We start from the raw sequence: 21,734 nt of genomic DNA, 5'->3' as shown, positions 1-21,734 counted from the left end.
GAGTCAAGGAAACTCGACATGCTCGCTTACGCCTCCCCGCTCACCTTACGGGCCCATCATCGGCAATCGCTGCTGTTGGGAGCCCTTACGCTGCTGCTGTTTATTGTCGGTGCACCGCATCAGTCGGCAATCGGTTTTGACTCGCGCTTTGTCATGTTTGCCAATGAAATGCTGCGCCATGGCCCGGGTTTTTTCCCCACCACCTACGGCCTGCCCTACCCCGACTACAGCGCGACCTCAACCCTGTTTGTGTGGTTGCTGTCCTGGCCGCTGGGGGCCGTCAACAGCCTGACCGCCTGGTTGCCCACGGCTGTGGCCAGCGCCGTGCTGGTGGTGTTGACCTACCGCCTGGTCGCACCGCAGTCCCGTACCTGGGCTTACACCAGCGTGGCGCTGTTGCTGCTGAGCATGACCTTCATCACCGAAACCCGTGCCGTATCGCTGGACCAGATGCTGGCGGCGGTGAGTCTGGCGGCGTTCTACCTGGCTTACGCTCACGATCACTTTGGCGCTGGCCGCCGGCATTTCTGGCTCTTGGCTCTGCTGGTGCTGGGCTTTGCCATTCGTGGCCCGATTGGCCTGGTGATCCCCACGGGCATGCTCTGCAGCTACTACCTGCTCAGCGGCCAATGGGGCCGGATGATCAGCGTTGGCCTGCAAGCCCTGGTGCTGCTGGTGGCGTGCATCGGCCTGCTGCTGTGCCTGGCCTGGGTCAGTGGGGGCGAAGCCTTTGTGCATGAAGTCATTCGCATGCAAGTCACCGGGCGCATGGACGGCACCGAAGGGGCCAGCAGCACGCTGTACTACTTCACCAGCTCAGTGGGCAACTACGCGCTGGCTTACCCGCTGGCCATTATCGTACTCATCGCCATCGCCCTCTGCGGCCGGCTCGCCGCTTCGCCCGCCTTGCGCTTGGTGGTGTACTGCCTGGGCGCGGGGTTGATCGTGATGATCGGCCTGTCGATTCCTCAAGCCAAAAAAGCCCGCTACGTATTACCGATGCTGCCGATGGCCGCGATCATTGCCGCCTACCCGTTTCAGGGTCGCCAAGGCCGCGTCTGGGCGGCACTGCGCGGGCTGATCCTGACTATTTGGCTGGCGCTGCCCGCCTTGCTCATTATCGGCCTGGTGGTGGCACGCAAGCGTTTTGACGAGCAACTGCCGTCGCTGACCCTGACTTTCGTGTTTCTGGGGGTATTGCAAGTCATCGCCGTGGTGCTGGCCTTCAAGGCGCAATGGCGAACAGCGGGGCTCGCCGTCTGTGCGGTATTGGCATTGTGGGGCAGCTACATCCTGGTGTTCGAACCGGTTGAACGCGAGCTGTACGACACCCGCGCCTTCACACAAAACGCACTGCGCCTGATCGACGAAACCCCCGCACCCCTGGTGTTGCATGGCATGGGCAAAGATGCCAAGGCGATCAAGTTTATGGTCAACGTAGACCGCGACCTGCTGCCCGTGTTCACCCTGTCGCCGGATGAAGTGCTGGCTTTGCCGGCTCCGTACTGGATCGTCATGGACCGCAAGGACTACGAAACGCTGCAGGGCACCCCAGTGGGCGACACACGCCCCACCTTGAGCGGGCGCTTCGACAAAAACGACTACGTGCTGCTGCACGTGCAATAGAACACCGCGTCGCCGTGGCCTGAGTTCACAGCGCAACAACTCGTCAACGACTACGGGTGTAGTCGCTGACGAAGGCTGCGATCGATTGCGCAGCGATCGTAACCCCTAAGTCCCGGGTCTATCTGGAACACCGCGCTGTCTGGTTTTACGACGACTGCGTCGTCGGACGTAGCCTCGTTCTACTCGGCAACTGCTACTGGGCGTGCCACAAAAGGGACGCCTGCGGTTACAATCCCCGCCCCTCTTTTTACCGCCAGGAATCACCATGTCAGGGCTCGAACTGTTTGCCGCCGCACTCGGCGTTATTGCCGTTTGGTTAACGGTCAAACAGAACCCTTGGTGCTGGCCCATCGGGCTGGTGATGGTGTTGCTCTACAGCTGGATTTTCTATGGCCTGAAACTCTATTCGGGCATGTTGTTGCAGGTGTTTTTTGCCGGCCTGCAAGTCTATGGCTGGTGGCAATGGACCCGCGCCGGCGCTCAGCACGAGGGCCGCGTGGTCACGCGATTGAGCGCGGCGCACGTGCTGCTCGGGCTGCTCGTCGGTACGCTGGGCAGCCTCGCACTGGGGGCTGCGATGGCGCATTGGACCGACTCAGAATTCCCCTGGACAGACGCCGCCCTGACCGCGTTCAGCCTGGTTGCACAGTTATGGATGGCGCAAAAACGCCTGCAATGCTGGTTGCTCTGGTGTGTGGTGGATGTGCTCTATATCGGCTTTTTTGCCTGGCAATCGCTGTACCTGACCGCCGGGCTGTACGCGCTGTTTACCGTCATTGCCATCCAGGGCTGGCGCAGTTGGCGCGCCGACCCGGCGTTGTGCCCATGAAGGTGGTCGTCTTGGCAGGCCCTGAATCCAGTGGTAAAAGCTGGCTGGCCGCGTACTTGCAGCAACAGTTTGGCGGGCTGTTGGTGGGCGAATACGTGCGCTATTTCATCGAACAAAACCCGCGCGACACCTGCCTGGCCGATATTCCGGCCATTGCCCGTGGCCAACTTGAGTGGGAAGACGCCGCGCGCGCGCAACAGCCTGAACTGTTGATTCTCGACACCCATTTGCTGAGCAATATCCTCTGGAGCCAGACCCTGTTCCAGGCGTGCCCCGCCTGGCTCGAACCGCAACTGCTGAGCCGGCATTACGACCTGCATTTGCTGCTGTCGCCCGATGACGTGGAATGGACGCCCGATGGCCAGCGTTGCCAGCCTTCACTGGCAGAACGTCAGGCCTTTTTTGCGGCCAGCCGCCGCTGGCTGGAACACCACCACCAACCCCTGCAAGTGATCACCGGGGATTGGCTCGCGCGGCAACAGCAAGCCTTCGAAGCCGTGCGCCAACTGCTCGCGGGCTGACGCGCTAGCGCAAACCATGCTTGTGCAAAAGCCGGTAAAACGTGGGCCGCGACACCCCCAGCACTTTGGCGGCCCGGCTCAGGTTGTGGCCATGGCGGTACAACACATCGCGGAGTGCCTCCCGCTCGGCGCGGTCCTTGTAGACCTCCAGGGTGTCGATGGCCCCGCTCGCCTGCAGGCTGGCTTCCAGCCCCAAATCGTGCGCTTCTATGCGCAACCCCTCAGCCACCACCCAACCACGGCGTACCCGGCTGGCCAGCTCGCGCACATTCCCCGGCCACGCATACTGCGCCATCGCGGCCAAGGCCCCCTCACTGAGGGTGCACGGTCGGCGCTTGGCACCCGGTTGGTCACACTGCAAAAAATGCCGGGCCAACAGCGCCAGGTCGTCCCGTCGCTCGCGCAAGGGGGGCACTACCAGCTCCAGCACGTTGATCCGGTAATACAGGTCCTTGCGCAGCCGCCCCTGGATAACGGCAGCCACCAGGTCAACCGCACTGGTCGCCAGCACGCGCACATTCACCGCTACCGGCTGACCACTGCCGGTTCGTTGAATAGACTTGTCATGGAGGATGCGCAACACGCTCGCCTGAGCCTCCAGTGCCAGCGCGTCGATATCTTTGAACAACAGCGTGCCGCCTTCGGCCACCTCAAAGCTGCGCAACAGTTGCGCCTGCAGGGTGTCCGCCGGGACGTTGGCGCACGTCAGCACAACGAATGGCTTGCCCCGTCGCGGGGACGCCTGATGCAGGGTGCGAGCCATTAACGCCTTGCCTGTACCGCTTTCGCCACGGATCAACACTGACGTCTCTGCCAACGCAAATTTACCCAACAGGACACGCATAGCGCTAAAAGCTGGGCTGTCACCCAATAGCGGCTCTAAATTCAGACAATCGGCATCAGGATCAAGGGCTAACGGTTGCCAGGATTCAGGCGATTCGCGCATGACAATTCCTTGACGCCAAATAACAAAAGATGATTAAAAACAGCTATTTATAGAGCCTGTTTTAACATTAGCCAGCCTTCGTCAATCCCTTGTAACATTTTCTGATAGCGCTAATAGCCAACGGTGCTTGTCTCGGGTAGTTACAGAGCCGTCAGCGTGCAAGCACGCTCGTCAGGCGTGGGCTATACCTTGATTTAAATCAACCCGATAAAAATCTTTTTAAAAAAGTTGCGAAAGTGTGTGACCCGGTACGGGTCAGAAGTCATCACTACAAGTAACCAACCGAACGGTACGCCCAGCCGACGGTTATCACTTGATGGGCACACTTGAGAGAACACCCTATGAATGCCCCGCTGCGTTTTAACGAAGCTCTTCTGATTGCCGGTCACGCCTTTGAACCATTTCAATGTGTCGCCTGGGCTGAACAGGAAGGCCACGGCGAGTTGAGCCTGACGGTCATTGACCGCACCAACACCCGTATCGGCCGCCAACAAATTCCGCGCAGCGCCTGCGCAGACGCAGCCCAACTCGAAAGCCTGCTGGCACAAGCCCGCGCCGAGTTGAGCAACCAGGGCTACACCCTGCAAGACTGGACCATGCCACACTGATCACCCTGCCTCGCCCGCCCTCTTGCCCAAGAGGGTCAGGCCGAGGGAGCATCCAGATGCACGTACTCAACACCCAACTCTGACGCCATCTGGCGAGCACGACCCAAGCGAATCGGCCCCCGCTCGATATCGATCAACAGCCCCGGGCAATCAATGGCGGGCAAGGTCGACCAGGCTTTCAAGCGCCCATCTGTCACCAGCAACACACGCTGCTGCTCTTCCGGCAGTTGCTTGCGCCGCGCCTTGAGCCACCGCGCCACCTCTTCCAACGCCTGAACCCAAGGCGTGCCGCCCCCAGCGCCCAGCGTGACCAGCCACTGATCCAGCGCCTTGGACGCTTTCGAGCCGCTGACCTGCCACTGCGGTTCGCGACCGCTGGCGGTCATCACGGCCACCCGCACGCGCTGGCGGTAGGCATCTTCAAACACCTGGGCGAGCAAGCCTTTGGCATCGCTCAACGCCTGGTGCCGGCGGGTGGACGCCGACGCATCCACCACCACCAGCCACAGCGTTTGAGCCGCCTGTTGACGCGTTTGCCACAGCAGGTCGCTGTGCTGCTGCGGGCGGCCGCGCAACAAGGTGCCCAGCCAGTTGATTGAACCGTTGTCAGCCCTGCGGGCCGCGCCACGTCGGCCCTGGTTCAGGGCACCGGCTTCGGGTTTGGCATCCGCCCCCCCAGTAGCCCGGGAGCGAATGCCTAGGGCTTTTTTGGCCAGCTCGGCACATCCCGGCGCGCGCCCATGGCTTGCGGCTGTGCCGGCAACTCACCCCATTGCCCTTGGCCCTGTGTAGTCCCCGGCTCAGCACCTTGCGGCGCAGGAGGTGCGTGCGGTTGCTCGGGCGTGGGGGCCGCAGTGGATCGCTCGCGACGCCGATGGCGCAAGGCAAATTCGGCCACGGCGTCAATGTCGTCCAGGTCAATGGCCGACGCACCACGCCACGCGGCATGGGCACGGGCCGCACGCAGCCACACCAGGTCAGCACGCAGGCCATCAACGCCCGCTGCAAAACAGCGTTCGGTAATCACCCGCAGCGATTCATCGTCCAGGGCAATGGCCGACAACGCTGCGCGGGCCTGCTGGCAGCGTTCGCGCAACGCCGCTTGCGCGGGTGCCCAGTGCGCACAAAAGCCCAGGGGGTCGGCGTCAAAATCCAGCCGCCGACGAATGATCTCGCCGCGCTCGGTCGGTGCCGGTTGCCCGCTGAGGGCCACGTTTAGGCCAAAACGGTCGAGCAATTGCGGGCGCAACTCGCCCTCTTCCGGGTTCATGGTGCCAATCAGGATGAAGCGCGCCGGGTGCCGGTGGGAGATGCCATCGCGCTCGATGACATTGACCCCGCTGGCCGCCACGTCCAGCAGCACATCCACCAGATGGTCCGCCAACAGGTTGACTTCATCCACGTACAGCACGCCGCCGTCCGCCTTGGCCAGCACGCCGGGTGAGAACTGCGCCTTGCCTTGCCCCAGCGCAGCCTCCAGGTCGAGGGTGCCGAGCAGGCGCTCTTCGGTCGCACCCAATGGCAAAGTGACGAACTGCCCGCTGGCCAACACGTCAGCCAGGCCACGCGCCAGGGTGGACTTGGCCATGCCCCGGGGGCCTTCGATCAGCACACCGCCAATTTTCGGGTCGATGGCCGTCAGGCACAACGCCAGTTTCAGTGCATCCGCGCCGACCACCGCCGAGAGCGGGAAATGCGGGGTGTCAGTCATAAATTCGGTTCCAGGTACGCTAAGGCTTGTCATTACCCCCCGGCAGGCGGGGAAATCAGGTTTCTTCTATGTCCAGCAGCAGGTTTTCCAGGGCTTCGCGGTACTCGCCAGGCGCTTGCCACAAGCCGCGCTGCTGCGCTTCAAGCAGGCGCTCGGTCATGTCGCGCAGGGCATGGGGGTTGTGCTGCTGCACAAACGCACGGGTGTCCGGGTCCAGCAAGTAGGCGTCGGCCAGCAAGGCGTATTGATGGTCATCGATCAACTGGGTGGTGGCATCAAAGGCGAACACATTGTCCAACGTCGCGGCCATTTCGAACGCGCCTTTGTAGCCGTGACGTTTTACACCCTCGATCCATTTCGGGTTGGCGGCCCGCGAACGAATCACCCGGTTCAGCTCTTCCTTGAGGCTGCGGATTTTCGGCAGGTCAGGCTGGCTATGGTCGCCGTGATAACTGGCCGCCGGGGCACCGCTCAGGCTTTCAACTGCCGCCAGCATACCGCCCTGGAACTGGTAGTAATCGTTTGAATCAAGCAGGTCATGCTCACGGTTATCCTGGTTTTGCACCACGGCCTGCACCTGGCTCAAGCGCTGAGCAAACTGGCCACGCGCGGCGGTACCTTCGTCTGCACCGCCATAGGCATAGCCGCCCCAATTCAGGTAGACCTCAGCCAGGTCGTCGCGGCTTTGCCACAGGCGGCCATCGATAGCGTTTTGAATGCCCGCGCCATAAGCCCCGGGTTTGGCCCCAAATACTCGCCAACCCGCCTGACGCGCGGCCAGTTCGGGCGACAGGCCGTCGCGCTGCAATTGCTCGCGTTCGCTGCGCACTTTAGCGGCCAGCGGGTTAAGGTCGTCTGGCTCGTCCAAAGCCGCTACCGCCTGCACGGCCGCGTCAAACAAACGAATCAGGTTGGCGAAGGCATCGCGGAAAAACCCGGACACGCGCAAGGTGACGTCTACCCGGGGGCGGTCCAACAGGCTGACGGGCAAGATCTCGAAGTCGTCGACCCGCTGGCTGCCCGTGGCCCACACCGGGCGTACGCCCATCAGCGCCATGGCCTGGGCAATGTCATCTCCGCCCGTGCGCATGGTGGCTGTGCCCCACACCGAAAGCCCGAGCTGACGCAGGTGATCGCCGTGGTCTTGCAGGTGACGCTCAAGGATCAGGTTGGCCGACTGAAAACCAATGCGCCACGCGGTGGTGGTGGGCAAGTTGCGCACGTCCACCGAAAAGAAGTTGCGCCCGGTGGGCAGCACATCCAGCCGCCCGCGACTCGGTGCGCCGCTGGGGCCAGCCGGTACAAAGCGCCCGCTCAAGGCATCGAGCAAGCCCTGCATTTCGGCCGGGCCGCACGCATCCAGGCGCGGTGCCACGGTGCCCTGCAACGCCGCGAAGATGCCGTGTGCGTCTGCCCAGTGCGGGGTGTCGGGCAGGTTCAACGCGCCCACCAGCGCCCGCTCGATCAACTGCGCCGCGTAAATCTCCAGACGCTCGCGCGTGTCACCGGCCGTGCGCCAACTTTCATCCGTCAACGCTTGCAGCTCAAAGGGACGCCGCCCGGTCCAGGGTTCGGCCAACGCGCAGTCCAGCGGGTCAAAGCCCAGCTCGAAGCCTTTGGCCAGCGCCCGCAAGACGCTTGACTGTGCGCCGCGCCCATCGCCGCGCGGGATGCGCAACAGGGCCAGCAAGGTGTCGATGCGCAGGCGCCCTGTGGGCGATTCACCAAACACATGCAACCCGTCGCGAATTTGCGACTCTTTAAGGTCGCACAGGTAAGTGTCCAGCCGGGGCAACCAGATCGCCGCATCGGCCTCGCTGTCGAGCGCTTCGTCCAGTTGCAGTTCACGGTCGATGCGGGTTTCGCGCACCAGTTTGAGAATGTCGCGCTGCAACTCACGGGCGCGCCGTGGGTCCAGCAATTGGGCTTCGTAATACTCGTCGGCCAGCAGCTCAAGGTCGCGCAACGGCCCGTAGGTTTCGGCGCGGGTCAGCGGCGGCATCAAGTGGTCGATGATCACCGCCTGCGTCCGGCGCTTGGCCTGTGCGCCCTCGCCCGGGTCGTTGACGATAAACGGATAGACATTGGGCATCGGGCCCAGAATTGCATCCGGCCAGCAATGTTCCGACAGCCCCACGCCTTTGCCCGGCAACCATTCCAGGTTGCCGTGCTTGCCCACATGCACCACGGCATGGGCTCCGTAGGTGTGGCGCAGCCAGAAGTAAAACGCCAGGTAAGCGTGAGGCGGCACCAGATCCGGGTCGTGGTACACCGCACTGGCATCCACTTGATAGCCACGCGCCGGCTGAATGCCAACAAATGTCAGGCCAAAGCGCAGCCCGGCAATCATCAGGCGCCCGTCACGAAACATCGGATCGTTCTGCGGGTGGCCCCAACGCTCGATGACCGCCTGACGGTTGGCCTCAGGCAGTTGCTCGAACATTGCGCGGTACTCATCCAGGCCGAGGCTTTGATGGCAAGGCCGCAGGTCGAGGCTGTCCAGGTCGTTGCTGACGCCGCCCAGCAACGCGTGAATCAGGTCGGTGCCGCTGCCCGGCAACTCACCTTCGAGCGGGTAACCTTGAGCCTGCAACGCCCGCAGAATATTCAGCGCCGCCGCCGGCGTGTCCAGCCCTACGCCATTGCCAATACGGCCATCGCGAGTCGGGTAATTGGCCAGAATCAGCGCGATGCGTTTGTGTGCGTTGGGCACGCGGGCCAGTTCGACCCAACGCCGCGCCAGCTCAGCGACAAAGTCCATGCGTTCCGGTTGTGCGCGGTAGCACACCACGTCTGACTGGCTGCGCTCACTGCGCCAGGCCAGATCCTTGAAGCTGATGGGGCGGCTGATAATCCGGCCGTCCAGCTCGGGCAACGCGATATGCATGGCCAGATCACGCGGCCCCAAGCCCTGCTCGCTGTCACGCCAGCCGGGCTCGTTGTCCTGGGCGCAAATGGCCTGAATCACCGGGATATTGCGGCGAAATGGGCGCAAGTGCGGGGCTTCGGGGCTGGATTGGGCAAAGCCAGTGGTGTTAAGAATCACCAAGGCCTCGACTTCATCCAGCAGGTCCTGCACCACCGCCAGGCACCCCGGCTCTTTCAGGCTGGCCACGGCAATGGGCAAGGGGTTCAGCCCTGCCGCCTGCAAGCGCTGGCAGAACACATCAACAAACGCGGTGTTGGCCGCCTGCAAGTGCGAACGGTAGAACAGCAGCGCCGCCACCGGTTGCCCAACCTGCCAGTCGGCTTGCCAGTGGTGCAGCTCGGGGCTGGAATGGCGCGGGTGATAGATGGCCGTACGCGGCAGCGCTTGCGGCTCATCCCACCGGTAATCGCGCCCCAGCCACTGGCTGGCCAGGTAACGGTACAGTTGCAGCGCGTTATGCCGCCCGCCCTGGCGCAAGAAATGCCACAACCGCTCGCCTTGCTCAGCCGGCACGGTGCTCAGGCCGCTGAGTTCCGGGTCGGGGCGATCATCGCCGGGCACCAGAACCAGCGTGACGCCGCGCTCAGCCAGTTGCATCAAACGCTCAATGCCGTAGCGCCAATAACCGATGCCGCCGTGCAACGACAGCACAATGACTTTGGCGTGCTGCAGCACCTGGTCGACATACAGGTCGACCGAGCCATGGTTTTGCACCTGCATCGGGTTGGCCAGACGCAGGCTTGGATAATCGTCAGGCAACTGCTGCGCCGCTTCGGCCAGCAGTGCCAGGCTTGAATCACCGCTGCACAGGATCACCAGCTCGGCGGGGGTTTGGCCGAGGTCGGCAATATTGTCGTCCGATACAAAGCCACCGGGCTGGGTCCTGAGCAAATGCATGGGTTATACGCTCAACGCTGTACGCAATGTGGACTCGAGCAGCGCGGCATCGAGGTCCTGGCCAATCAGCACCAGTTTGGTGGTGCGGGCTTCATCCGCGCCCCAGGCACGGTCAAAGTGCTTGTCAAACCGCGTGCCCACCCCCTGGATCAGCAAGCGCATCGGTTTGCCCGGGATCGCGGCAAAGCCTTTGACCCGCAGAATGCCGTGCTTGACCACCAATTGGGTCAGCGCGTCCAGCAGCACGCGCTCTTCGCCTTCGGGCAGTTCGATGGAAATGGAGTCGAACGCATCATGGTCATGATCGTCGTGGTCATCATCGCCGTCGTGGTGATGGTCGTGGTGGCTGTGGCGGCCGTCGATATGGTCTTCGGAGCCGGCACCCAGGCCCAGCAACACGTCCAGCGGCAGGCGACCGCTGCTGGCTTCGATGATTTTGACCGCCGGTGGCAGTTCTTCAGCGACTTCGGCACGCACCTTGGCCAGGTCTTCAGGGCTGATCAGGTCGGCCTTGTTGAGAATCACCAGGTCAGCACTGGCCAGTTGGTCGGCAAACAGTTCGTGCAGCGGCGACTCGTGGTCCAGGTTCGGGTCGAGCTTGCGCTGGGCATCCACCTGGTCCGGGAACGCGGCAAACGTACCGGCGGCCACGGCCGGGCTGTCGACCACGGTAATCACGGCGTCCACGGTGCAGGCGCTGCGGATTTCCGGCCACTGGAAGGCTTGCACCAGCGGCTTTGGCAGGGCCAGGCCCGAGGTTTCAATGAGGATATGGTCGATGTCGCCACGGCGTGCCACCAACTCGCGCATCACCGGGAAGAACTCTTCCTGCACGGTGCAGCACAGGCAACCGTTGGCCAACTCATACACGCGGCCGTTGGCTTCCTCTTCGGTGCAACCGATGGAGCATTGCTTAAGGATTTCGCCGTCGATGCCCAGCTCGCCGAACTCGTTGACGATCACCGCGATACGACGCCCTTGCGCGTTGTCGAGCATATGGCGCAGCAAGGTGGTTTTACCCGACCCCAGAAAGCCGGTAACGATGGTGACGGGGGTTTTGGCCAGTGTTTTCATCGGATGCCCTTTGGCAAAGCGGCGGGCAAACGGGACGACAACCGCAGGCGCTGCGCGGTCAAGGTTCGTCACCGGATCACCCCGCCCGGTTGATATAAGAATCGTTATGAGGCAGGTCTCCTGGCTGACGGCCTGGCGTCGGCCGTAGCTGACACCGGCCCTGCGCCTTCCCGCTGGATCAGCAGTGGCAATGCAAGGCCATCGACCGTTTACAGTTGCGGGGGCAGCCGCGGCATACCGCGTTCCCGTCTTAGCTTCGCGTGGCGAAGAACCTCAAACGTGCAAGGCTACGCAGTGCTTTGTAACAGGTCAATGCCAGCCTGCCACTACCCGCTCCGTAGCAGTTGCCGAGTAGCACGAGGCTACGTCCGGCACCGAAGGTGTCGTAAACCGGGCGATGCGGGGTCCGCAGAAACGGGCGCTGTGCTTTAATTGCCGCCTTTTTTCAGCTCTCAGCGCTTCAAGGAATTGCCATGTCGTCTACTCGCCTCCTGATCATCGGCTATGTGTGGCCCGAGCCCCGCTCATCGGCGGCCGGCGGGCACATGATGCAAATCATCGAAAGCGCCTTGCAGGCCGGTTGGCAGATCACCTTCAGCAGCCCCGCCGGGGTTGGCGAACACAAGGCCGACCTGGCCGCGCTGGGTATCGATGAAGTGACCATCGAGCTCAACAACAGCAGCTTTGACGCCTTTGTCAGCGAGCTGGCCCCGGACATCGTGCTGTTCGACCGCTTCATGATGGAAGAGCAGTTCGGCTGGCGGGTCGAAAAACACTGCCCCAACGCCCTGCGCGTGCTGGAAACCTCTGACCTGCAAAGCCTGCGCGACGCCCGCCACCAGCAGCTCAAGGCCCGCCTCAAGCACACCCCCGAACAGGACGACTTCAGCAGCCTGTTTGCCCCCGGTGCTAGCGAAACTTACGCGCACATGGCCGACGCTGACCTGGCCCAGCGCGAAATCGCTGCGATCTACCGCAGCGACCTGAACCTGATGATTTCCGAGTACGAAATCGACCTGCTGGTCGAGCAGTTCAACGTACCACCCGCCTTGCTCCACTGGTGCCCGCTAATGGTCGACCACGTGCCCGACGCGTTTGTGCCCTATGAGCAGCGTCAGCACTTTCTGAGCATCGGCAACTTCCGCCACGCGCCGAACTGGGACGCCGTGCTCTGGATGAAAACCCATATCTGGCCCTTGATCCGCCAACAACTGCCTGCTGCGCAACTGCACATCTACGGGGCCTACACCCCGCCCAAGGCCACTGCGCTGCACAACCCGGCGCAGGGGTTCCAGGTATTGAACTGGGCAGAGGATGCACTGCAGGTGATTAGCCAGGCCCGCGTATGCCTGGCCCCGTTGCGTTTTGGCGCGGGCATCAAGGGTAAAATTGCCGACGCCATGCTGTGCGGCACGCCCAACGTGACCACACCGGTGGGGGCAGAAGGCATGCATGGCGATCTGCCATGGGCCGGAGCCATCGAACAAAGCGCGACAGCCATTGCCGCGGCGGCGGTTGAGCTGTACCGCAACCCGCAGGCCTGGCACACCGCGCAACAGCATGGGCACACGCTGTTGGCCGAACGCTACCTGCAGTCCACCCATGGCCCGGCGCTGATACAGCGCATCGAAGCGTGCCGGGCCGGCCTTGCCGAGCACCGTCGCAACAATTTTACCGGGGCGATGCTGCGCCACCACCACCACAAAAGTACGCAGTACATGGCGCAATGGATCGAAGCTAAAAACCGCTGATGGGGGCTCAATGCTCAACAACAATGTGTTGTGTAGTCGCTGCCGCAGGCTGCGATCGATTGCGCAGCGATCGTAAAACCCGTTATGTATCGAACGGATAGGTCCGCGGCCATGGGGGTGTCAGTGTGAGCACTGAGACAACTGGCGCACCGCGTACATATCCATTACCGGCGTGCACTACGGGGTGAGGCGCGAGGCTCAGCGACGCCTGAGCAGGTAGGTGTCCATGATCCAGCCCTTTCGCGCCCGGGCAGCCTGGCGCACGGTCTTGATCTGTTCGCACACGTCGGCCAGTTTGCCGGCAATCAGGATTTCGTCTTCCGTACCGATGTACGCGCCCCAATAAATATCGACGCTTTCATGCACAAACGCTTCAAACGCGCAGTGGGCATCCAGCATCACCACTACGTTGTCCAGGTCGGCCGCCTCCAGCCGCCGCCCGGTCGTGATGCGTATCGGCTGGCCAATGTCATTCAGGGGGATTCGATGACGAGCCGCAAGGGCTTGCACGCTGCTGATGCCAGGAATCACTTCGTAGTCAAAACCAAGACAACCGTTGGCCCGCACACGGTCCAGGATGCGCAAGGTGCTGTCGTACAGCCCCGGCTCGCCCCACAGCAGAAATGCGCCGCACTCGCCGTCTGCCAGTTCGTGTTCTATTAGCCGCGTGAAAACATCAGCACGTTGTTGATGCCAGTCTTCAACGCCACGGGTGTAGGACGGCGTGGTGCTGTCGCGCTTGGGGTCGCAGACCTGCACCACGCGGTAACCCGGCTCGCGGATGTAACGCGCGCAGATCTCCAGGCGCAGGCGCACCAGGTCGTCAGTGGTCTGGCCCTTGTCCAGCACAAAGAACACTGACGCCCGGTTCAACGCATTGATCGCCTGCACCGTGATGTGCGCCGGGTCGCCGGCACCCATGCCGATCAATAACAGTGTTTTCATTTCGCCGTGCCCGCCGCTGAAGGAGTCAACCGGCGGTATGGTTTCAGACAGACCGCACAGCGGGCAAGCGCCGTCTTACAGCACGCTGAAGTTGTAGCTTACGATCAGGCGGGTTTCGTCCACGTCGCGGGCAAACTGGGCGTAGTTGGTACGGTAGGTGGCGTTGCGCAAACGCAGGCTGACGTCCTTGAACGTGCCGCTTTGCACCACGTACTTCAACTCGCTGTCACGCTCCCACTCTTTGCCTTCTTCGTTGCGCCCGACCACTTTGATGTTGTCGCCGTTAACGTAGCGGGTCAGGAAGGTCAGGCCGTTGATGCCAATCGCCTTGAAGTCATAGTCATAGCGCAACTGCCAGGAACGCTCCTGGGCATTGGCAAAGTCGTTGACTTGCAAGTAGTTGACCAGGTACGGGTTGCTGCCATCCAGGTACGGCATCGACGTTTCGCCGTTCATGCGCTGCCAGCCGGCGCTGACTTTATGCCCGCTCAGCGCGTAACTGAGCATGGCCCCCAGGGCGCGGTTGTCGATGGTGGACGCTTTGGCGGACCCAGCATCGTCACTTTTGAATAGCCGCACGTCCGCCGACAGTACACCGGGCCCGACGTTCTGGTTGGCCAACAGGCCGACAAACTGCTGACGGTAGATGTCTTGCAGTTCCGAATAGTGATACTGCGCCGTCAAGCGCTCGTTCACTTTGTAGTCCAGGCCGTACATGTTGAAGTGGTCGGCGGTGACGTCGCACGCATACCGCTTGTTCTTGCAGTTGAGCCGCAGGTCCTGGGAATCGGTGGAGTCCCGGGCCGTGTAGCGGTCAAGCCGCGAAGCCATGAACTTCAGGTCCTTGACTTCCTGAGACACCAGCATCGCGCCGTTGAACATGTTCGGCAGCAGGCGGCCGTCGTTGTACTTGAGCAGTGGCAGGTCGGGCAGCAAGGTGCCGTACTTGAGCACGGTCTCAGACACGCGCATTTTCGCGGTCAGGCCGCCTTTTGCGTACTGGTCTTTGGAGTGGCGCGGGTTGCTGCCGGTCGACGGCAACAGGCCAGTGTTGCTGTTGGCGGGGCTGGAGTCCAGCTTGATGCCCAGCATTCCCAGTGCGTCCAGGCCGAAGCCGACCGTACCTTCGGTGTAGCCCGATTGCACATTGAGGATAAACCCCTGAGCGGTTTCATCGCGCTTGGACGCGCCTTGCGGGTTTGAGCTGCTGCCATCGCGGAAATCACGATTGAAATACACCGTGCGCGCTTCCATCGTCGCAGTGCTGTCTTCGAAAAAACCACCCGCTTGCGCCGGCACCGCAAAACCTGCACACACCGCCAGGGCACCCACACGCACTGTGCGGCCCTGTGGCAACCGAGTAAAAGGGACAACCATGAACATGCTCCCGCCGCGAATCATTCGCACAACCAAGACAATCGAAGGCGCACCTGCGGCAATAACCGAAGTGAATCCATTCAAGCTAAAAAGTATGTGCAATTGTACGAAAGGACTAGGCCAAGCCTCATTGGACCTTAGTCGCACAACTGGCCAAGGGCATCTGCGCCTTCTGGCCCGAACTCAGGCATAATCTGCCGCCTTATTGTTTGCTCCACCGTAACAAGGTATTTGCCTCATGAAAGCTCAAGTCCGCCATATCCTGGTGAAAACCGCCGAAGAAGCCGAATCGCTGAAACAGCGAATTGCCAAAGGCGAAGCCTTCGATGTGCTGGCGAAAAAGTTCTCCACCTGCCCTTCCGGCAAGCGCGGTGGCGATCTGGGGGAGGTGCGGCCCGGGCAAATGGTGGGTGTGATTGACCAGATCATCTTCAAAAAACCATTGCGGGTCATCCACGGCCCGGTCAAAAGCAAATTCGGCTATCACCTGGTGCAAGTGTTCTACCGCGACTAGGTTCTGTACGAGATGTATCTGCGCCCGGTGATGCAGCGTGGCAGCGAACAGAAACTGCCTGTTAATGTCAGCGCGCCGGCCCCTTGAGTCGCTGACTGATTGGCAGCGCCCCCCATTAACAGGTAGTGTTGCGGCTCAAGCCCTTAACGATTTACGCCATGTCCTCGCTCAATTTGCATCGCCTCACCCTTCTTGGTTTGATTTTTTTCATTCTCGGCATGCTCGGCGTCCTCTTCGCCCTCTACAGCATCTATACCGGGCCCAAGCCTACGGAACCTGCCCTGATGCGCAGCCTGGTACTGGCGGGGTGCATGCAGCTAACCGGTTATGTACTGTTGAACCGCAATCGCTGGCGGATGATGTTCGGCAAGTCGCGTAAATAGCGGCTGGCCAAGCACCGACGCTGCAATGTGGCGCTGAAACGCGATAGTGGATGTTTAACCGCTCATTCCACAGGGCGCTGCCCGTCATCCACTCAAGTGCCACCAGCGCGGTAGCAACTGCTGCACCTTGTGTTCGGCAAAACGGTCATCGATCAGAAACAGCGTGCCTTGATCACTCTGGGTACGGATGACACGCCCCGCCGCCTGTACCACTTTTTGCACGCCGGGGTATAGGTAGGTGTAGTCATAGCCGGCACCGAACAGGGCCGCCATGCGCTGTTTGATCTGTTCGTTGACCGGGTTCAGTTGCGCCAGCCCGAGGGTGGCAACGAAGGCACCGATCAAGCGCGCGCCCGGTAAATCGATGCCCTCGCCGAAGGCCCCGCCCAGCACGGCAAACCCGATGCCCCGACTGGAAAGCGTGAACTGGTCGAGAAAGGCCTGCCGCGCGGCTTCATCCATGCCCCGCGACTGTACCCATTGCGGCAGGTGTGGGTAGCGCTCAGCCAGCAGCCCGGCCACTTGCTGCAAGTAATCAAAACTGCTGAAAAACGCCAGGTAATTGCCCTCTCGCCGCTGATACTGCCCGGCGATCAGTTCAACAATGGGCCCCAGCGACGCCTGCCGGTGGGCATATCGGGTTGAGATATGGCTGGCCACCTGCACGCGAAGTTGTTCAGCCTTGAACGGCGACTCCACATCGATCCACACCGTGTCTGCGGGCAGGCCCAGCAGGTTGGCGTAGTAGGTTCGCGGGCTCAGCGTGGCCGAAAACAACACCTTGCTCTGCGCACTCGCCAGTCGTGGGCCGATAAAGCCGGCAGGTACGATATTGCGCAGGTTGAGTTGCGATGACCGGCGCTTGCCACCCTCACGCACGGTCACATCGAACAGAAAGTGTTCGTCAAACAGCTCCGCCACGCGGTTGAACTGCAACGCATCGAAGTAAAACGCCTGCAACGGGCCGCTCAGGCCTTGCGGATGATCGTTGAGGTAATCCCCCAGGGCAGTGATGCACGCCGTCAGGGCATTGAGCCATTTACCCGGCAATTGCCCACTTACCTGATAGGGTGCCACCTGATCCTTGTGCAGCGCATTCCATTCCCGGTTGAGACGTTTGAACGGTTTCTCCAGCGGCGCAGGCGCGGCCTGCCGCACAGCGTCCAGGCGCTGCTGGTCAAGACCGGCGCTGTACATTTGGCGCGCGCGCTCCACCAGGTTGTGGGCTTCATCGATCAGGGTTGCGACGCGCCACTGGTTAGCCTGCGCCAAGCCATACAGCAAAGCGGTGAAGTCGAAGTAGTAGTTGTAATCGGCAATGATCACGTCGGCCCAACGGGCCATTTCCTGGCTCAGGTAATACGGGCATACCTGATGCGCCAGCGCCACGTCCCGCAGGGTGTGCTGAGTGAGCGGCGAGTGTGCAATGGCGGCCTGACGCGCCGCTGGCAAGCGGTCGTAGAAGCCTTTCGCCAGTGGGCATGCATCGCCATGACAGGCGTTTTGCGGGTACTCACAAGCCTTGTCCCGTGCCACCATTTCCAGCACCCGCAACGGCGTCTCGCTGCCCGAAGGGTAAAGCACCCGCGCGGCATCCAGCGCCAAACGGCGGCCCGGGGTTTTGGCGGTCAGAAACAGCAGCTTGTCGAGTTGCTGCCCGGGCATGGCTTTTATCAAGGGAAAGAGCGTACCGATGGTTTTACCAATGCCGGTGGGGGCTTGCGCCATCAGGCAGCGGCCGCCGCTGGCGGTCTTGTACACCGCCTCGGCCAGCGCCCGCTGCCCGGTTCGAAACTGTGCATGGGGAAACGCCAGGTGTCGGGCCGCCTCATCCCGCGCCACCCGGTGTGCGGCTTCCTGCTCGGCCCAGGCCAGAAACCGCGCGCAGTGCTGATTGAAGAAGCCCTGTAACTGCGCCGCACTCCAGGTTTCCTGAAGGCGCGTTTCCTGTTCGCTGACAATATCGAAGTACACCAGCGCCAGGTTCACTTCAGGCAGTTGCAGGCTTTGGCACACCAACCAGCCATAGACCCGGGCCTGCGCCCAATGCAACTGGCGGTGATTAGCCGGGATGGCCGCAAAGTCGCCGCGGTAGGTTTTAACCTCTTCCAGGGTATGGGTTGCCGGGTCATAGCCGTCGGCACGGCCACGCACGATCAAGCCTTCGTACTGGCCTTCAAGGCTGAGTTCAGCCTGATAGCCTGCACTGCGCCGGGCGGCCACGGTACGGTGCCCGGCGATGCCTTGCTGCGCAGTCGGTGACGGGGTAAAGCGCAGGTCCAGGTCACCGACCTTGGCCGTGAATTCGCACAAGGCCCGTACCGCAATGCGGTAACTCACGACGCCTGCACCTGCCATTGCACGTAACACACGGTCACGGGCATGTCGTGCTGCTCGCACAGGGCCAGCCAGCGCAGTTGGTTGTCCTGCAGGCGATCGCCCGGCCCCTTGACCTCGATCATGCGGTAGGTGTTGTGTTCAGGCCAAAACTGAATCAGGTCAGGCATGCCGGCGCGGTTGGCGCGGATGTCTTGTAACAGTCGCCTGAACCACACGTGTAAATGGGCGGGCGGCAAGCAGGCCAGCGCATCGTTGAGCAGGCTTTGCGTCAGGTAGCCCCAGGCCACAAAGGGCGATTGCACACCCCATTTGGCCGCCCAGGTGTCGCGAAGGGTCTGCTGGTAACGGCCGTCTTGCAACTGCGCCAGACAGGCCTCGAACAGGTCGGCGCGGCGCGGGTAAAAGTCCTCTTCCAGCAAATCGGCCGGGCCGCTTTGGTACGGGTGAAAAAACGCACCGGGCAATGGCGCAAAAATCGCGGGCCAGCACAGCAGGCCGAACAGGCCATTGATCAGGGTATTTTCAACGTAATAAACGGGCGCTTCAGGCGTGTGAAGGTACGCAGCCACAGCGGACTCAACGCGGGTATCGGCCGCGTGTTCAAGGCACAGGTCGAGACGCTCGGGGGCAGCGGCCTTGGCTCGCTCAGGTGCTGGCAACCCCAGCTTGCGGCGCAACCTGGGGAGCATGCGCTGCACCTGCTGGAATTCAGCTTCGGTAAAGGGGGCCAACTCGGCGGCTTGGGCCAGCGCCATGGCCTGTGGGTAGTCGCCCAGGCGTTCCAGCACCCGAATACGGCGCGCGCGTGCGTCCGGGTGGGCACTGTGTTCATACACCTGCAAAGCACTGATCAGGGCATCTGCCCGCTCCTGATGCTGGCCCATCTGAAACAACAGGCGTGAGCGACGACGTTGCAGCCAACGGTTGTCGGGCTGGTAGTCCAGCACCTGGGGCAGCACCGTGCTCACCTCTGCGTGCGCTTCAAAATGCTCGCGGCAGGCATACAAATGCAGGTAGCCCTCGATATCAGCGCGGCAACGCAGGGCCCGTGATGCCGGGCTGAAATCCACCGGTTCATAAGTGAACAGCCCCAGATCCGCCAGCACCAGGTCCGACCAGCCCTGGCTGAGGTTGCCAAAGAACATCAGCCGCAGGCGGTCACTCAGGGCGCGATTGGCCAAGGTGTAGAGCGGGTCACCCAAGGCGGGATACCATTGATTCAAGGCTTGCGGCGTTGAAAAGTCTTGCGCCAGCGCTTGTAGCCAGTCTGACTTTTTCCCGCCGGGCCGCGTAATGGCCCCACCCAGACAAGCCAGAATCTCAGGTTTGGTCAGCACCTCGAACACCTCACTCAAGGCCAGCGGGGCCTGGTCACTGACCCAGCCCTCGACCAGCAAAGGTAGCGCGGCCTGTTGCACGTCACCAATTTCCAGGTAATTGAGCTTGCTGGCTCTGAAATGCGGCCCCTTGCGCATCACCATACGCACCCATAAAGCCTGGGATACGGTGGGCAGCGCGGTAAAAGCAGCGATAAAACGGTGCTCGTCAGCGCTCAGCACATCGTCATAACGAGCGGCAATCCAGCCGAGGACGTGCTGGAAATTCTTCAGGTAGTACAACGGGTCTTCGAGGGGGTTGGAAATCACGGGCAACACAAACCACTGGCTTTTTACTGGATATGCGTACAGATAGCAGTTTGCCTGGCGTTCTGGCAAACCCTATTGGATAGGCGGCACCCTTGAGCGTGCTTGCCATGCCCAAAACGGCAGGCACGCTCCATGCAGTTTTTCAGTCGAAGGCCTTTCGCTCGAAAATCGCATAACGGCTGTGGGTGTTCGGGTCATGGGCCCGCAGCAGAGCAATCACTGAGGCCCCGTCCCGGTTCTGGGCCATCGACATACGGTACAGCGCTTGCAAGGAGGCCAAGGGCAGCCCGCTCACGGATTCCAGCCACAAGGCGTCAACTGTCGTCGATGGCTGGCGGGAAGCCAAGAGTTGTTCATATACGTCACACAAGTATCGCTTCTCGGGATAACACTGTTGCAAAAAAACGCTCAGCGCCCTGCCCTGATTAATAAACGGCGAGTGGACCAAACAGCGCAAATGCTCATCACTCAGGCCATACACCTGCTCCAGATATTGAGTGGCGACCGACCGTAACTTGCGGGTTTTTTTCGCCGTATTGAAGGCCGCACGCAGTTGTTTAACCAACTGCCCTTTGAATCGCTCGTTGTACTGATTGTCGACCATCGCGTGCTGCAAGTAGGCGGCAATACCCGCACTGTATGCCACCCCGTGCTGCCACTCGCCACGCAAACCTTGCAGATGCGCCGCCACCATCACAACCGCCGCCTGTGGCTCTTCGATAGCCAACGGCTGCAGGGGTTTCATACCTTGCATAAACATCAGCACTTGTGAGTGCAGCACTTGCACTTCACCGCAAAGACAATCAAACACGTTGATCACTCTGAGTTCGCGTACGGGCTCGAACTCAGGCACCCGCCTGCTGGGGGGTATCAAACGCAGCCCGTGTTCATAATCGTCTGCGAGCCGCGAACACAGGCGCAGGGTCGTTGCAAGGCACTCTTGCACCACGGCACGCTGCGCATGCCCGCGCTGCCAAGCCACCCGTTGAATCCAGGCCATGTACTGGGCCAGGTGCGTGGGTGGGCGACGATCGATCAACGCATTGACTTCGCCACCCCAGCCGCACGCATGGCTAAACAACCGGGCCCGCGCCAAGAGGTCGCCATAACAAAACGTTGCTCGGGCATCGCCTTGGCTCAGGTGTCCCGTCATCAGTACAGGCACTCGGTCCGCCCTGACAACCGGCCGTTCAAACGCATCAGGCTTGCGCAATTGCTGTACACCCGACTCGTCGACCAGCAGCAGTTCGACGCGACGGTCTTCATACATAAACAACTCAGCGCACTGTGCCTGTATGCAGGCCATCAACCCGAGTGTGACGCGTGGCTGGCACAATACCGCCATCCGCAACTCAAACGTGTGAGGTGCCCGTGCGGCGATACTCAACTGCGCCGCACGCAAAAAAGCCAGACTATACGCACTTTCCTGGCCACCCTCATGAACCACCATAACGCGATAATGGCCAATTCGGTCTATGCCGCCTGCGGCCACGAGTAAGCGTTGAATCAATAATTGCAGCGCAATACGTTCAGACCGACTGAAAAAGCCCAGCAGTCGATTCAGCATTTGCTGATAAACAAAACTCATGGCTTGTTCATGAAAGTTGTTCATGGCTCATCCCTCAAGTTGAGCGTTT

17 protein-coding genes and 1 riboswitch are annotated in these 21,734 nt (G+C 61.5%); of the genes, 7 read left to right on the top strand and 10 right to left on the bottom strand.

The window, feature by feature from the left end:
• The first annotated feature begins 18 nt into the window (after nt 1-18).
• The 3 genes from Q1W15_RS20075 (at nt 19) to Q1W15_RS20065 (ending at nt 2,976) form a co-directional block, all read left to right on the top strand.
• Entirely contained in the window at nt 19-1,626 is a 1,608-nt protein-coding gene (locus tag Q1W15_RS20075) for a glycosyltransferase family 39 protein (RefSeq protein ID WP_300731315.1), read from the top strand.
• A 265-nt stretch (nt 1,627-1,891) separates the two neighbouring features.
• A complete protein-coding gene (gene pnuC, locus Q1W15_RS20070) occupies nt 1,892-2,455 on the top strand; it encodes a nicotinamide riboside transporter PnuC (RefSeq protein ID WP_300731312.1) in 564 nt (187 codons plus the stop codon).
• Entirely contained in the window at nt 2,452-2,976 is a 525-nt protein-coding gene (locus Q1W15_RS20065) for an AAA family ATPase (RefSeq protein WP_300731309.1), read from the top strand. Before pnuC ends, Q1W15_RS20065 begins: the two co-directional genes overlap by 4 nt.
• Nucleotides 2,977-2,980: 4 nt before the next feature.
• Here Q1W15_RS20065 and Q1W15_RS20060 read toward each other — a convergent pair whose 3' ends face one another.
• On the bottom strand, nt 2,981-3,922 hold the full coding sequence (locus Q1W15_RS20060) for a sigma 54-interacting transcriptional regulator (RefSeq protein WP_300731306.1): 942 nt from the start codon (nt 3,920-3,922) through the stop codon (nt 2,981-2,983).
• A gap of 341 nt (nt 3,923-4,263) precedes the next feature.
• Here Q1W15_RS20060 and Q1W15_RS20055 point away from each other — a divergent pair, with 341 nt between their 5' ends.
• Nucleotides 4,264-4,530 carry a hypothetical protein gene (locus Q1W15_RS20055; protein ID WP_300731302.1) on the top strand — a complete coding sequence of 89 codons (267 nt, stop codon included), beginning with the start codon at nt 4,264-4,266 and terminating at the stop codon, nt 4,528-4,530.
• Between the two features lie 35 nt (nt 4,531-4,565).
• Here the strand turns inward: Q1W15_RS20055 and Q1W15_RS20050 are convergent, their stop codons facing one another.
• The 4 genes from Q1W15_RS20050 to cobW all read right to left on the bottom strand — a co-directional run bounded on the left by Q1W15_RS20050 (nt 4,566) and on the right by cobW (nt 11,141).
• Nucleotides 4,566-5,117 carry a VWA domain-containing protein gene (locus Q1W15_RS20050; RefSeq protein WP_300731465.1) on the bottom strand — a complete coding sequence of 184 codons (552 nt, stop codon included), beginning with the start codon at nt 5,115-5,117 and terminating at the stop codon, nt 4,566-4,568.
• A 110-nt stretch (nt 5,118-5,227) separates the two neighbouring features.
• Entirely contained in the window at nt 5,228-6,241 is a 1,014-nt protein-coding gene (locus Q1W15_RS20045; protein ID WP_300731300.1) for an ATP-binding protein, read from the bottom strand.
• A 55-nt stretch (nt 6,242-6,296) separates the two neighbouring features.
• Nucleotides 6,297-10,067: a cobaltochelatase subunit CobN gene (gene cobN / locus Q1W15_RS20040; RefSeq protein ID WP_300731296.1), complete on the bottom strand. Its 3,771-nt coding sequence runs from the start codon at nt 10,065-10,067 to the stop codon at nt 6,297-6,299.
• A 3-nt stretch (nt 10,068-10,070) separates the two neighbouring features.
• Nucleotides 10,071-11,141, bottom strand: a complete 1,071-nt coding sequence (gene cobW, locus Q1W15_RS20035; RefSeq protein ID WP_300731462.1) for a cobalamin biosynthesis protein CobW — start codon at nt 11,139-11,141, stop codon at nt 10,071-10,073.
• Nucleotides 11,142-11,233: 92 nt separating this feature from the next.
• Nucleotides 11,234-11,432: riboswitch (cobalamin riboswitch) on the bottom strand.
• A gap of 182 nt (nt 11,433-11,614) precedes the next feature.
• Between cobW and Q1W15_RS20030 the strand changes: the two genes are divergently transcribed.
• A complete protein-coding gene (locus tag Q1W15_RS20030) occupies nt 11,615-12,892 on the top strand; it encodes a glycosyltransferase family 4 protein (protein ID WP_300731293.1) in 1,278 nt (425 codons plus the stop codon).
• Nucleotides 12,893-13,090: 198 nt separating this feature from the next.
• Here Q1W15_RS20030 and cobF read toward each other — a convergent pair whose 3' ends face one another.
• Entirely contained in the window at nt 13,091-13,837 is a 747-nt protein-coding gene (gene cobF, locus Q1W15_RS20025) for a precorrin-6A synthase (deacetylating) (RefSeq protein ID WP_300731291.1), read from the bottom strand.
• 75 nt (nt 13,838-13,912) lie between these two features.
• Nucleotides 13,913-15,214, bottom strand: a complete 1,302-nt coding sequence (locus tag Q1W15_RS20020) for an OprD family porin (RefSeq protein ID WP_300731289.1) — start codon at nt 15,212-15,214, stop codon at nt 13,913-13,915.
• Between the two features lie 238 nt (nt 15,215-15,452).
• Between Q1W15_RS20020 and Q1W15_RS20015 the strand changes: the two genes are divergently transcribed.
• Together Q1W15_RS20015 and Q1W15_RS20010 are read left to right on the top strand one after the other, a co-directional pair.
• Nucleotides 15,453-15,728: a peptidylprolyl isomerase gene (locus Q1W15_RS20015; RefSeq protein ID WP_300731286.1), complete on the top strand. Its 276-nt coding sequence runs from the start codon at nt 15,453-15,455 to the stop codon at nt 15,726-15,728.
• Nucleotides 15,729-15,886: 158 nt separating this feature from the next.
• Nucleotides 15,887-16,111: a hypothetical protein gene (locus Q1W15_RS20010; RefSeq protein ID WP_300731283.1), complete on the top strand. Its 225-nt coding sequence runs from the start codon at nt 15,887-15,889 to the stop codon at nt 16,109-16,111.
• An 84-nt stretch (nt 16,112-16,195) separates the two neighbouring features.
• Here Q1W15_RS20010 and Q1W15_RS20005 read toward each other — a convergent pair whose 3' ends face one another.
• The 3 genes from Q1W15_RS20005 to Q1W15_RS19995 form a co-directional block, all read right to left on the bottom strand.
• Nucleotides 16,196-18,451, bottom strand: coding sequence for an ATP-dependent DNA helicase (locus Q1W15_RS20005; RefSeq protein WP_300731280.1), 2,256 nt, complete (start codon nt 18,449-18,451; stop codon nt 16,196-16,198).
• Entirely contained in the window at nt 18,448-20,097 is a 1,650-nt protein-coding gene (locus Q1W15_RS20000; RefSeq protein ID WP_300731277.1) for a VRR-NUC domain-containing protein, read from the bottom strand. The genes Q1W15_RS20005 and Q1W15_RS20000 overlap by 4 nt, the downstream gene beginning before the upstream one ends.
• Nucleotides 20,098-20,239: 142 nt before the next feature.
• Complete coding sequence (locus Q1W15_RS19995) at nt 20,240-21,709, bottom strand: hypothetical protein (protein ID WP_300731274.1); 1,470 nt, start codon at nt 21,707-21,709, stop codon at nt 20,240-20,242.
• Between the last annotated feature and the right edge of the window lie 25 nt (nt 21,710-21,734).

It is taken from the genome of Pseudomonas sp., from assembly GCF_030150285.1.
Classification (GTDB): Bacteria; Pseudomonadota; Gammaproteobacteria; order Pseudomonadales; family Pseudomonadaceae; genus Aquipseudomonas.
Note: the sequence above shows the minus strand (reverse complement) of the source record. Positions and strands in the feature narration are given on the sequence as shown.